The organism is Mesorhizobium sp. FG116 (assembly GCF_057809835.1).
Genome location: NZ_JBMDKS010000016.1, coordinates 49,190 through 61,982, shown reverse-complemented (window position 1 = coordinate 61,982; position 12,793 = coordinate 49,190). Strand labels below are relative to the sequence as shown.

The 12,793-nt window shown below is 65.1% G+C and carries 8 protein-coding genes; 4 read left to right on the top strand and 4 right to left on the bottom strand.

Translation table 11 applies throughout. The annotated features are described in order from the left end of the window. Nucleotides 1-48: 48 nt before the first annotated feature. Entirely contained in the window at nt 49-2,844 is a 2,796-nt protein-coding gene (locus tag ACODTY_RS14010) for a [protein-PII] uridylyltransferase (protein ID WP_488994865.1), read from the bottom strand. A 91-nt stretch (nt 2,845-2,935) separates the two neighbouring features. Next, nucleotides 2,936-3,712 (bottom strand): GGDEF domain-containing protein, encoded by a 777-nt coding sequence (locus ACODTY_RS14005; RefSeq protein ID WP_488994864.1) that lies wholly within the window; start codon nt 3,710-3,712, stop codon nt 2,936-2,938. A gap of 156 nt (nt 3,713-3,868) precedes the next feature. Here ACODTY_RS14005 and ACODTY_RS14000 point away from each other — a divergent pair, with 156 nt between their 5' ends. From ACODTY_RS14000 to ACODTY_RS13990, 3 genes are all read left to right on the top strand, one after another. Further along, on the top strand, nt 3,869-6,406 hold the full coding sequence (locus ACODTY_RS14000; protein WP_488994863.1) for a heavy metal translocating P-type ATPase: 2,538 nt from the start codon (nt 3,869-3,871) through the stop codon (nt 6,404-6,406). A 42-nt stretch (nt 6,407-6,448) separates the two neighbouring features. Next, on the top strand, nt 6,449-6,835 hold the full coding sequence (copM, locus tag ACODTY_RS13995) for a CopM family metallochaperone (RefSeq protein WP_488994862.1): 387 nt from the start codon (nt 6,449-6,451) through the stop codon (nt 6,833-6,835). Between the two features lie 86 nt (nt 6,836-6,921). Next, nucleotides 6,922-7,755, top strand: a complete 834-nt coding sequence (locus ACODTY_RS13990) for an aldo/keto reductase (RefSeq protein WP_488994861.1) — start codon at nt 6,922-6,924, stop codon at nt 7,753-7,755. A 128-nt stretch (nt 7,756-7,883) separates the two neighbouring features. Here ACODTY_RS13990 and ACODTY_RS13985 read toward each other — a convergent pair whose 3' ends face one another. Continuing rightward, a complete protein-coding gene (locus ACODTY_RS13985; RefSeq protein ID WP_488994860.1) occupies nt 7,884-8,837 on the bottom strand; it encodes a ring-cleaving dioxygenase in 954 nt (317 codons plus the stop codon). Between the two features lie 228 nt (nt 8,838-9,065). Here ACODTY_RS13985 and ACODTY_RS13980 point away from each other — a divergent pair, with 228 nt between their 5' ends. Continuing rightward, a complete protein-coding gene (locus tag ACODTY_RS13980) occupies nt 9,066-9,935 on the top strand; it encodes a methylenetetrahydrofolate reductase (protein ID WP_488994859.1) in 870 nt (289 codons plus the stop codon). Nucleotides 9,936-10,070: 135 nt separating this feature from the next. Here ACODTY_RS13980 and mutS read toward each other — a convergent pair whose 3' ends face one another. Next, nucleotides 10,071-12,785 (bottom strand): DNA mismatch repair protein MutS, encoded by a 2,715-nt coding sequence (mutS, locus tag ACODTY_RS13975; protein WP_488994906.1) that lies wholly within the window; start codon nt 12,783-12,785, stop codon nt 10,071-10,073. Nucleotides 12,786-12,793 lie beyond the last annotated feature (8 nt).

Genomic DNA, 12,793 nt, shown 5'->3' with positions numbered 1-12,793 from the left:
CGTGCGACCGCCGCAAATGGGGAGGATTTCAAGAAACTGGCTCTCACTCTATTCCGCCGCGGCTTTCGACTTGGCAAGCTGCTCCAGACCGGAGCCTTCCAGCGCCTCGACCAGTTTGGCGCGGATCTGCTTGACGCGCGCCGGGTTGTCGATCTTCTGCCCGGTCAGGTCGGTGACATAGAAAGTGTCGATGACCTTCTCGCCGAAGGTGGTGATGTGGGCGGACGCAATGTCGAGCGACAGGTCGGACAGCGCCCCGGTGATCTCCGACAACAGGCCCGGCCGGTCCAGCCCCTCCACCTCGATCACCGAAAAGCGGTTGGACAGGCTGTCGCGGATCTCGGCGTGCGGCGGAATGCGGAACACCTTGGCGCCGCGCTTCGGCTTGGTGCGCTTCGCGATCATCTCCGGCAGCCAGGCCCTGCCCGACAGCACGTCCTCGATCAGCTTGCCGACCCGTTCGGCGCGGCGGCGCTCGTCCTCGTCGAGATCGAATTCGCGGCTGATCAGGATGGTGTCCAGCGCGCGACCGTCCGAGGTGGTGAAAATCTGCGCATCGACGATGTTGCCGCCAGCAGCGGCGCAAGCGCCCGCGATCACCGAAAGCAGGCGTGGGTGGTCCTGCGCCAAAACCGTGATCTCGGTCACCGCCTCGAACTCATGCGTCTTGACCATGGTGGCGAGCTTGCGGCCCGCCGCATCGGCCTCGCGCACGAACTCGGCGTGGCGGACCTGATCGGCGAGATCGACGGTCAAAAGGTAATTCTCATAGTGCAGGCCGACATAGGCGCGCCGCGCTTGCTCGGTCCAGCCGGTCAGGGCGGCGGCCAGCTTGTCGCGCGCCTCGGCGGCGCGCTCGGCGCGCGACATCTCGGAAAAGCCGCCGGTCAACAGAAGCTCGGTCTCGTAATAGAGATTGCGCAGCAACTGCCCCTTCCAGCCGTTCCATACGCCCGGCCCGACGCCGCGTATGTCGCAGACGGTCAGGATCAGCAGAAGCTTCAGCCGCTCGACCGACTGCACGATTGCGGCGAAATCCTCGATGGTCTTGCGGTCATTGAGGTCGCGCGTCTGCGCCGTCATCGACATGACGAGGTGATTGTCCACCAGCCACGCCACCGTCTCGGTATCGGCAGCCGAGAGGCCCATATGCGGACCGAGCCTGCGGGCGATGCGAGCGCCGGCAACCGAATGGTCCTCGGGCCTGCCCTTGGCGATGTCGTGCAACAGCACGGCGACGTAGAGCGCGTCGCGGCTCTTCCTCAAACCCGGCATCAGCGAATGCGACAGCGGGTGCACCTTGGCGTCGTCGCCGCGTTCGATCTCGGCCAGCACGCCGACGCAGCGGATCAGATGCTCGTCCACCGTATAATGGTGGTACATGTTGAACTGCATCATGGCGACGATCTTGCCGAAGTCCGGAATGAGCTTCGACAATAGGCCGGATTCGTTCATGCGGCGCAAATTGAGCTCGGCATAGCGGTCCGAGGTCAGGATATCGAGGAACAGCCTGTTGGCCTCGGCGTTGCGCCGCAGGTTCTTGTCGACCAGCCGCAGCGAGCGCGTCACCAGCTTCAGCGCATTGGGGTGGAACTCCAGCCCGTGCCGGTCGGCGAACCAGAATAGCCGTACCAGATTGATCGGATCGCGCTCGAACACTTCGTCGTCTGCAACGTTGAGGCGATGATTGTCGAGAATGAAGTCGCTGGTGCCGGCAAGCTTGCGGCGGCGACGCGAGAAACCGGTTATCATGCGGTTGAAGCCCGGCACATGCTTGGCCTGCTCTTCTTCCAGCGCCGCGCAGAAGATGCGGGTGAGGTCGCCGACCTCCTTGGCGATCAGGAAGTAGTGCTTCATGAAGCGTTCGACCGCCGACAGGCCGGGATGGCTGGTGTAGCCAAGCCGCTCGGCAATATCGCGCTGTATGTCGAAATGCAGCCTTTCCTCGGCCTTGCCGGTCAGGAAATGCATGTGGCAGCGCACTGCCCACAAGAAATCCTCCGACTTCAGGAACTGCCGGTATTCGCTCTGGGTGAACACACCTTTGCCGACCAGTTCGGCGCCGGTGCGCACGCGGTAGAAATACTTGCCGATCCAGAACAGCGTGTGCAGGTCGCGCAGCCCGCCCTTGCCGTCCTTGACGTTGGGCTCGACCAGATAACGGCTCTCGCCGGCCTTGGCGTGGCGCGTATCGCGCTCGGCAAGCTTGGCCTGCGCATATTCGAGCCCGGTCGAAGCGACGACTTCCTTGTCGAACCGCTTCAGAAGTTCCTGGCACAGCTTCTCCTCGCCCCACAAAAAGCGCGTTTCGAGCACGGCGGTGCGGATGGTCATGTCGGACAGCGAAAGGCGGATGCACTCGTCGATGTTGCGGGTGGCGTGGCCAACCTTCAGCCCCATGTCCCACAGCATGTAGAGCATGTATTCGACGATCTGCTCGCCCCACGGCGTCTGCTTGTAGGGAAGCAGGAACAACAGGTCGAGGTCGGAGCCGGGCGCCAGCGTGCCGCGCCCATAGCCGCCGACGGCGACCACCGCCATGCGCTCGGCAGCCGACGGGTTCTTGGCCGGATAGACGTGGCTGGCGGCGAAGTCGTAGAGCGCGCGCACAATCTCGTCCATGACATGCGACAGCCTTGCCGCGCAGGCGGTGCCGCCGCCGTCCTTCTTCAGCAGCGCCTCGGCGATTTTCATGCCGGCCGCCCTGCGGTCCTTGAGAAGGTTGAGCGCGGCCGCGCGCGTTTCGGGCGCGGAGGCGGCATTTTCGACCACCAGCGCCGAAAGCTCGCGGCGCAGTGCCTCGCCGTCGATCAGCTCATCCAGCTTGAGGGAGATTTTCGCCATATGCGCCGGAACGCCTCTTCGTTTCGGCGGCGTCTATATCCTGTTTTTACGGCAAACGGTATGGGCTTGTCGCAAGGGACGGCAAGGCGCGTCAGGCCACCGCCGACAGAACATAGTCGAACGAGACGCGGTTGCGGCCCTGCCGCTTGGCCTCGTAAAGGCAGCGGTCGGCCTGCCGCATGACTTCCGGAAACTTGACGCGACGGCGTCCGACTTCGGCGCCGCCGATGCTGACGGTCAGCGCAGATCCATCCTGGTCTTCGGTCTGCCACGGAATGCACTGCACCTGCCGGCGAACAAGCTCCGCCATCTGCATGGCCTCATCCTTGCTGACCGAAACCAGCAGGATGGCAAACTCCTCGCCGCCGATGCGGCCGACGATGTCCTTGCGGCGCACCGCATATTGCAAAGCGCGGGCGATCTTCACCAGCGCCTCGTCGCCCTTGGGATGGCCGTAGCGGTCGTTGACCGCCTTGAAGTGGTCGGCATCGACGATCAAAAGGTAGTGCCCTTCGCTGCGGTCGCGCTGCTCATCGACATGGCGCAGGAAGCCTTCCCGGTTGAGCAAGCCCGTCATCTGATCGTGGCTGGCGACGAAACTCAACTGCTCATGCGCCTTGGCAAGGTCGGCGAACGACTGTTCCAGCTTCTCGTGCGTCTTCTGCAGCTTCTCGGCCTGGGTGAAGATGTAGACGGCAATCGGCGTGCCGACGAAAATCGGAATCGCCAGGCACTCGACCCAGCCCAGCCAGTCGATCGTCATCGACAGGGCCCAACGCAACGAGAACGAGATGGTGAAGGTCGCCACGATGGCCGGGCCGACAACAAGCAAGGTTCTGGCGGCTATCCGCTTCGTGCGTTGATCCATAATGACCCGTCTTAACATAGATTACGATGACGTAGGGTTATGGAATTGGATCGTATTTTAGCGGTTCGTTGAAAATCCAATTTTTACAAAGCGGTCTTGACCTTCCAGTTACTGGAAGCCCTATCTCGGCTGAACGGAACGATTTCGAGGCTCGCCATGGCGCATTCGCACGACGATCACACCCACCACGGGCACAACCACCACGGGCACGGCCATTCGGCCGACGGCTCGTGCTGCTCGGCCAAGGCAGCACCTCAGGCTGAAATGATCGTTCGCGATCCGGTCTGCGGCATGACCGTCGATCCTGCCGCCGGCAAGCCGACGGCGGAGTACAAGGGCCGCATCTTCCATTTCTGCTGCAACGGCTGCCGAACCAAGTTCGAGGTAGCACCTGAAGACTACCTGACCGCCAAGGATCCGGTCTGCGGCATGAATGTGGACCGCGCCAGCGCCCGCCATTTCCATCGCCATGACGGGGCCAAGTACTATTTCTGCTCCGAAGGCTGCCTGAACAAATTCCAAGCCGAGCCAGAAAAATATCTCGGCGACCGCCCGGCACCCGCCCCAATGCCCAAGGGCACGCAATACACGTGCCCGATGCATCCCGAGATCATTCGCGACAAACCGGGCGATTGCCCGATCTGCGGCATGGCGCTGGAGCCGATGGGCGTGCCGACCGGCGAGGAAGGCCCCAACCCCGAGCTGGTCGATTTCACACGCCGCCTTTGGGTCAGCGCGCTCCTGGCGCTGCCGCTGTTCGTCATCGCCATGGCTCCGATGGTCGGCCTGCCGTTCCGCGACTGGCTGGGCGAGCGCACCGCAGCCTGGGTCGAGTTCGCGCTTGCCACGCCGGTCGTCTTGTGGGCGGCGCTGCCCTTCTTCAAGCGCGGCTGGTCGTCCATCCTCAACCGCAGCCCCAATATGTGGACGCTGATCTCCATCGGCGTCGGCGCGGCCTATCTCTACAGCGTCGCCGCAACCCTGTTCCCCGACCTGTTCCCGCATGAAGTGCGCGGCCATGGCGAAACCGTGCCGGTCTATTTCGAGGCCGCCGCCGTCATCGTCGCGCTGGTCTTCGTCGGCCAGGTGCTGGAACTCAGAGCCCGCGAAAAGACCGGCTCGGCCATCCGCGCCCTCCTCGACCTCGCGCCCAAGACGGCGCGGCTGATCGGTGCCGACGGCATCGAACGCGACGTGCCGCTTGCGGACGTCAAGGCCGGCGAGCGGCTGCGCATCCGCCCCGGCGAATCGGTCCCGGTCGATGGCACAGTCGTCGAGGGCCGTTCGACCATTGACGAGTCGATGATCACCGGCGAGCCGATCCCGGTCGCAAAGGCCGAGGGCGACAGCCTCATCGGCGGCACTTTGAACAAGAACGGCACGCTCATCATGCTGGCCGAAAAGGTCGGCGCCGAAACCACGCTGTCGCAGATCGTCGAACTGGTCGCCAAGGCGCAGCGCAGCCGCGCCCCGATCCAGGGTCTCGCCGACCGCGTCTCGTTCTACTTCGTGCCGGCGGTGGTGCTGGTGGCAATCGCCGCGTTCATCGCATGGCTGCTGGCCGGTCCCGAACCCAGCCTGATCTTCGCCATCGTCTCGGCGGTGTCGGTGCTGATCATCGCCTGCCCCTGTGCGCTGGGTCTCGCCACGCCGATGTCGATCATGACCGCCACCGGGCGCGGCGCGCAGGCCGGCGTGCTGATCAAGGAGGCCGCAGCACTCGAAAGGCTCGCCGCCGTCGATACGCTGATCGTCGACAAGACCGGCACGCTGACAGAAGGTAAGCCTAAACTTACGGATATTGTCGCGCTCGACGGCTTCGGCGAAGACGAGGTGCTGGCGCTCGCCGCCGCCATCGAACAGGGCTCGGAGCATCCCTTGGCCGACGCCATCGTCGACGGCGCACACGTGCGCAAGCTAACTATCGCATCCGCAACCGGTTTCGAGGCGGTCAACGGCAAGGGCGTCTCCGGCACGGTCGGCACACGCAAGGTCGCGCTCGGCAACGCACTCTTCTTCGCCGACCTCGGCATCGATGCCGCGCCGCTTACCGGGCGAGCCGATGCGCTGCGTGCTGACGGGCGCTCGGCGGTACTCGTCGCCATCGACGGCAAGCCGGCCGGCATCGTCGCCGTATCCGACCCGATCAAGCCGACCGCAGCGGAAGCGCTCAAAAAGCTCCAGGACACCGGCATGGTCATCGTCATGGCCACCGGCGACAACGAGCGCACCGCCGAGGCCATCGCCAGGCAGCTCGGCATCAAGCGGGTGCGCGCCGGCCTTCTGCCGGACGACAAGGCCAGGCTGGTCGAGGAACTCAAGGGCCGCGGCGCGGTGGTGGCGATGGCCGGCGACGGCATCAACGATGCGCCCGCGCTCAGCACCGCCGATGTCGGCATCGCCATGGGCACCGGCGCGGACGTCGCTCTGGAAAGCGCCGGCATCACGCTCTTGAAAGGCGACCTCACCGGCATCGTGCGGGCGCGCCATTTGGCGGAAGGCACGCTTTCCAACATCAAGCAGAACCTGTTCTTCGCCTTCCTCTACAACGCGCTCGGCGTGCCGGTCGCAGCCGGCGTGTTCTATCCGCTCACCGGTACGCTGCTCTCGCCCATGCTCGCTGCGGCGGCAATGAGCCTGTCGTCGGTCTCGGTGATCGCCAATGCGCTCAGGCTGCGCACGCTGAAACTCTAGGATTTTGAAAATGCGGGCGGGCAACCCAAAAGGAGACCATCGATGATTTCCAGCAAACTGAAATTGGCCGCCGTTGCGACCGCGCTCGTGGCCGGCTTGGCGACCTTCCACATCGCGTCGGCGCAGACTGACCATAGCACGCACAACATGGCTGCAATGGGCGCGGACAGCCCGTCCACCGCCGGCTACAAGGCGGCGATGGACAAGATGCATGCCGACATGGGCGCGCTGGAGTATTCGGGCGATGCCGATGTCGATTTCGCGCGCGGCATGATCCCGCACCACCAGGCCGCGATCGACATGGCCAAGGTGCTGCTCGAGCATGGCGACAACCCTGAAATGCGCAAGCTCGCCGAAGCGGTGATTTCGGCGCAGGAAGCCGAGATCAAGCAGATGCAGGCATGGCTCGCCGCCAATCCGCCGAAGTAAGCGGCTGAGGCCACCCCAAGGCAGCGGGTTGGCACTTCGCCGCTTTTGTGGCCTTGTTGCTGCCGCCATGTCCCCGGAGGCCGCCGATGACGATCCGAACCACCACTCTGCCATCCGGCGAAGCCGTGCCCGTGTTCGGGCTCGGCACATGGAAGATGGGCGAGGCGCAAAGCCGCTTCGCCGACGAGGTCGCAGCACTTCGTCTCGGCCTCGATCTCGGCGCGACGCTCATCGACACCGCCGAAATGTATGCCGATGCCGAACTGGTCGTGGGCGAAGCTGTCAGAGGTCGCCGCGACGGGCTGTTCCTGGTTTCCAAGGTGCTGCCGTCGAATGCCACGCGCGCCGGCACCATTGCCGCCTGCGAGCGCAGCCTGAAACGGCTCGGCACCGACCGCATCGACCTTTACCTCCTGCACTGGCGCGGCGGCACGCCGCTTGCCGAAACCGTCGCCGCCTTCGAGGCCCTGAAGGCGTCCGGCAAGATCCGCCATTGGGGCGTGTCCAATTTCGACAATGACGACATGGCCGAACTCGACGGCGTGCAGAACGGCCGCGCCTGCCAGGCCAATCAGGTTCTCTACAACCTCACCCGGCGCGGCATCGAGTTCGACCTCGTGCCGTGGAGCCGCAAGCGCTCCATGCCGATCATGGCCTATTCGCCGGTCGAGCAGGGCGCGCTTGCCCGTACCGGCAGGCTGGACGCCATCGCCGCCCGCCACGGTGCGAGCCCGGCGCAGATCGCGCTTGCATGGACGATGCGCGAGGATGGCGTCATCGCCATCCCCAAGGCGGTGCGGGCGCAGCATGTGCGCGACAACATCGCCGCGCTGGACATTGTCCTGACGGCAGAAGACCTTGCCGATCTCGACAAGGCCTTCCCGCCGCCACGCGGCAGACGCCCGCTGGAGATGATCTAAGTCTCCTTCTCCCCGTTCACGGGGAGAAGGTCCCGGCAGGGGGATGAGGGGCATCGCACCCCGACCATGCCTTTATTGAAGCGTCGGATTCTTGCGAAAGCCCGACACCTTTTTTGCCCGAGCGCAGCTCAGGCCAAGGGCTTCAGCCGCGCCTCGATGGAAGCGCGCTTCGCCTCGAGGAAGGGCGGCAGCGATAGCCGTTCGCCGAGGCTTTCCAGCGGCTCGTCAACGGCGAAGCCCGGTCCGTCGGTGGCGATCTCGAACAGGATGCCGTTCGGCTCGCGGAAGTAGAGCGAGCGGAAATAATAGCGCTCGACCTCACCGCTCGACGGCATGCCGAAACTGCGCAGCCGTTGCGTCCATTCATGGATGCTGGCCACGTCCGGCGTGCGGAAAGCGACGTGGTGCACGGCCCCCGCCCCTTGCATCGCCGGATCGAGACCCGGCTGTACGGCGACATGCAGTTCGGCCGCAGCCCCACCTTCGCCCATCTCGAACACATGCACGGTGCCTTCGCCGTCCGGCGAAGCGTAGCTGCGCGTCTCGCGCATGTTCATCACCTTGGTCAGCACCGGCTCAGTGCGCGACAGGTCGGGCACCGAGATGGTGATCGGGCCAAGGCCGCGGATCTGATGTTCGGCCGGCACCGGGCTCTTTGCCCATGGATGCGTTTCGCCCGCGCCGCCATCATCGACCAGCCGGAAACGCTGGCCCTCGAAATCCTCGAAGTCGAGCGCGCCGCGCCCGTCCAGTTCGATCACCTCGCCCGCCTTCACGCCCGCCTTTGTCAGGCGCTGATGCCACCAGTCGAGACTGGCATGGCTCGCGACGCGCAGGCCGGTGCGGGCAATCGAATGGGCTCCGCGCCGTTCCGGTGCAACCGGCCAGTCGAAGAAGGTGAGATCGGTGCCGGGCGAGGCTTTGCCGTCGGCGTAAAACAGATGGTAGGCGGTGGTGTCGTCCTGGTTGACCGTCTTCTTCACCAGCCTGAGGCCCAGCGTCTCGGTATAGAAGCGCAGGTTTGCCGGAGCATTGGCGGTGATCGCGGTCAGGTGGTGAATGCCTGTCAGTTGCAGTGTCATGATATCCTCCTTGAGCTCGTGGCCCGTTTCGACCTGCAATATCGGACTTCACTTCGGTTCGATAAATAGAAACAATCGAGGACTATTTGTTCATTTAATGAAGACAATGGCGAGGCCGTTGGCCGCATTGCCGTTGCCCGAAAGGTCGGCATCATTAAGCGCAGCATGAAGGCGGCCGCGCAAGCTTGCCGCCGCGGCAGCACGAGCTGGCAAATCGATGGACCGCAGATGACCGAGAGCCTTGCCCCGCACGCCCTGTTCGACAGCTACGCGCTGGAAATCACCGGCAAGGACATCGCCGAGATCAGCGAGGCGCAGTCCGCGATCGCCCCGGCCACGCCGATCAACATCGCTTTCCTCGGCAATGAGAGCCACGAGCAGCGCATCAACGCCGCCGGCGTCATCCGCGCCTGCGGCTTTCTGCCGGTGCCGATCATCTCGTCGCGGCGGCTGAAGTCGAAAGAAGACCGCGACACGCTTCTCTCCGGCCTCGTCCGGGCTGCCGCTACCGACCGCGTCATCCTCGTCGGCGGCGACCCGTCATCACCTGCCGGACCTTACCGCGATTCGCTCGACCTCATCGCCAGCAACATCCTCGACGATTTCGGCATCCGCCATGTCGGCATCGTCGGCTATCCTGAGGGTCATCCGAAGATCACCGATGCGGCACTGTGGGATGCGCTTGCCCGCAAGGTCGAGCTTTTGCGCGGGGCCGGGCGCACGGTCGAGATCACCAGCCAATACGGCTTCGACGCCGAAGCCGTCATCGCGTGGATCGAACGGGTGCGCGCGCTCGGCATCGACGCGCCGATCCGCATCGGCGTCCCCGGCCCTGCCAACGTCAAGCGCCTGCTGCGCTTTGCCGTTCAGTTCGGCGTCGGCACCTCGGCGACCATCGTGCACAAATACGGCTTCTCGCTGGCCAACCTGCTCAGCAAGGTCGGGCCTGAGCGTTTTCTGGCCCGGCTCGACAAGCGGCTGGCGGCCCGCGATCTCGGCGTCATCCGCCTGCATTTCTATCCGTTCGGCGGCATCGCGCCGACGGTGGACTGGATCGCCCGCCAGACCGAGGCGCATCGGTCAGCGGCGCTCGCCTGAGGCATCCTCACCGATAAGGCGGGTGATAACAGGCGCGCCGCCTTTCCAGCTGAATCCGTCTTGAGCAATTGCCGCCCTCGAACCGAAGCGCGTCTGAGTTTAGGGCAATCGCGAGAAAAGTAACCGCGACCCCGGCTATTTCTCCATCATGCCCTTCAGCCGATAGAGCGCGTCCAGCGCCTCGCGCGGCGTCATCTCGTCCAGATTGAGGCCGGCAAGCGTCTCGCCAACCTTGTCCGGCTTGACTACCGGCTTTTGCGCTTCCCGCTTCACGGCCACCGAAAACAGCGGCAAGTCGTCGATCAGCCGGTCGGCCTTGCCGGAGACTTCGCCTTCCTCAAGCTGGTGCAGCACTTCCTTTGCCCGCGCCACCACCGCCTCCGGCAGGCCGGCAAGGCGCGCCACCTGCACGCCATAGCTGCGGTCGGCGGCGCCCTTGCCCACCTCGTGCAGGAACACGACCTCGCCTTCCCACTCCTTCACCCGCATGGTGACGTTGGACAGGCGCGGCAGCTTTTCGCTAAGCGCCGTCATCTCGTGGAAATGGGTGGCGAAGATCGCCCGGCAGCGGTTCTTCTCATGCAGGTACTCGACCGCCGCCCAGGCAATCGACAGGCCGTCGAAAGTCGCCGTGCCGCGCCCGATCTCGTCGAGGATCACCAGCGCCCGCTCGCCGGCCTGGTTGAGGATCGCCGCCGTCTCCACCATCTCGACCATGAAGGTCGAGCGTCCGCGCGCCAGATCGTCGGACGCGCCGACGCGCGAAAACAGCCGGTCCACTACGCCGATATGGGCGCTCGCCGCCGGCACGAACGAACCCATCTGGGCAAGGATGGCGATCAGCGCGTTCTGGCGCAGGAAGGTCGACTTGCCGCCCATGTTCGGCCCGGTCAAAAGCCAGATCGCACCGTTCCTGCCGTCGCCTTGCGGCGACAGGTTGCAGTCATTGGCAACGAACGGGCCTTCGCTCGAACGCCGCAGCGCCTGCTCGACCACCGGATGACGCCCGCCCTCGATTTCAAACGCAAGGCCGGCATCGACTTCCGGGCGGCACCAGTTCTCGCTTTCGGAAAGTGCCGCCAGCGCCACCGATACGTCGAGCATTGCAAGGGCTGCCGCGCCGGCGCGGATCGCGTCGGCCGATCCGACCGCCTCCGCCAGCAGCCAGTCGAACGCGGCAAGCTCTATCGACAGCGCCCGGCCGGCGGCATTGGCGATCTTCGTCTCCAGACCGGCCAGTTCCGTGGTGGTGAAGCGCATGGCGCTTGCCATGGTCTGGCGGTGGATGAATTTTGCCCGCGCCGCGTCGGTGCCGGTCATCGCGGCTGAATTGTTGGCCGTCACCTCGATATAGTAGCCCAGCACATTGTTGTGCCGGATCTTCAAGCTGCGGATGCCGGTCTCCTCGGCAAGGTCGCGCTCCATCGCGGCGATGACGCGGCGCGTGCCGTCGCGCAACGCCCGCATCTCGTCGAGCTCCGCATCATAGCCCTCGCGCACGAAGCCGCCATCGCGCTTCAGCAGTGGCAACTCGTCGGCGAGCGCCGCATCCAGATGCTTAGCCAGCGCCTTGGGCAGGGCGGCAATCGCCTTCAGCCCTTCCGTGATTTCCACCGGCGGCGCCGCGCCGGCAAAGATATCCGCGATAGCGACCGCCGCCGCGAACCCTGCCCGCAGCGCGCCCAGGTCGCGCGGGCCGCCGCGGTTCAGCGCCAACCGCGACAGCGCCCTTGGCATGTCGGCAACGCCTTTCAGCGAAAGCCGCACCGCTTCGGCCACATGCTGCTCGCTGCGGAAGAAGGACACCGAATCGAGCCGCGCCGCAATCGCCGCCGGATCGGTCAACGGAGCCATCAGCCGGTCGGCCAAAAGCCTTGCGCCGCCGCCGGTCACGGTGCGGTCGATGGCCTTGACCAGTGAACCGTCGCGGCTGCCGGAAAGCGTGCGCAAAAGTTCCAGGTTGGCGCGCGTCGCCGGGTCGATGAACAGCGTCGAGCCGGCTTCCTCGCGTTCGGGCCGCGACAGCGGCGGACGCTCGGCTTTCTGCGTCTTCTCGACATAGGCGATGATACCGCAGATCGCCGACAGCTCGGCGCGGCTGAAGGTGCCGAAGGCGTCCGGCGTCGCCACTTCGAAGAAGCGGGCGATGCGGCCCGCGGCGGTTGCCGAATCGAACAGCGGCGCAGGCTGCGGATTGACGATGCGGCCAAGCACGTCGAAGGCCGGCCTGAACTCGGCATCATGAAACACCGGCTCGGCCACGATCAGTTCGCGCGGATCGACGCGGAAGATGTCGGCCAGAAGCCGCTCCGTCGACGTTTCCGCCACGCGGAATGCGCCGGTCGAAATATCGATCCAGGCCAGCGCGCAGGCGGCCTCGCTTGCCGCCGCGCCCTTCACGCGCCCCATCGCCATCAGGAAGCTCGATTCGGACGGCGCAAGCAGCTTGTCCTCGGTGATGGTGCCGGGTGTCACCAGCCGGATCACGTCGCGGCGCACTACCGACTTTGAGCCGCGCTTCTTGGCTTCCGCCGGGTCCTCGATCTGCTCGCACACGGCAACGCGAAAACCTTGCGCGATCAGCTTCTGCAGATAGTCGTCCGCCGCATGCACCGGCACGCCGCACATCGGAATGTCCGCGCCCTGGTGCTTGCCGCGCTTGGTCAAGACGATCCCCAGCGCCTTGCTCGCCTTTTCGGCGTCGTCGAAGAAGAGCTCGTAGAAATCGCCCATGCGGTAGAACAAAAGCGAGTCCGGGTTCGCACCCTTGATCTCGATATACTGCTCCATCATCGGCGTCGGGCCGGCCACGGCGGAGGCGGGCGTGGCCTCTTCCACGGAGGCCGCCATTGTCTGGG

What these genes read in the sequence shown, in the direction of transcription:
- ACODTY_RS14010 (WP_488994865.1), bottom strand. Translation starts at nt 2,844, where the DNA reads ATGGCGAAAATCTCCCTCAAGCTGGATGAGCTGATCGACGGCGAGGCA.
- ACODTY_RS14005 (WP_488994864.1), bottom strand. Translation starts at nt 3,712, where the DNA reads ATGGATCAACGCACGAAGCGGATAGCCGCCAGAACCTTGCTTGTTGTC.
- ACODTY_RS14000 (WP_488994863.1), top strand. Translation starts at nt 3,869, where the DNA reads ATGGCGCATTCGCACGACGATCACACCCACCACGGGCACAACCACCAC.
- copM (WP_488994862.1), top strand. Translation starts at nt 6,449, where the DNA reads ATGATTTCCAGCAAACTGAAATTGGCCGCCGTTGCGACCGCGCTCGTG.
- ACODTY_RS13990 (WP_488994861.1), top strand. Translation starts at nt 6,922, where the DNA reads ATGACGATCCGAACCACCACTCTGCCATCCGGCGAAGCCGTGCCCGTG.
- ACODTY_RS13985 (WP_488994860.1), bottom strand. Translation starts at nt 8,837, where the DNA reads ATGACACTGCAACTGACAGGCATTCACCACCTGACCGCGATCACCGCC.
- ACODTY_RS13980 (WP_488994859.1), top strand. Translation starts at nt 9,066, where the DNA reads ATGACCGAGAGCCTTGCCCCGCACGCCCTGTTCGACAGCTACGCGCTG.
- mutS (WP_488994906.1), bottom strand. Translation starts at nt 12,785, where the DNA reads ATGGCGGCCTCCGTGGAAGAGGCCACGCCCGCCTCCGCCGTGGCCGGC.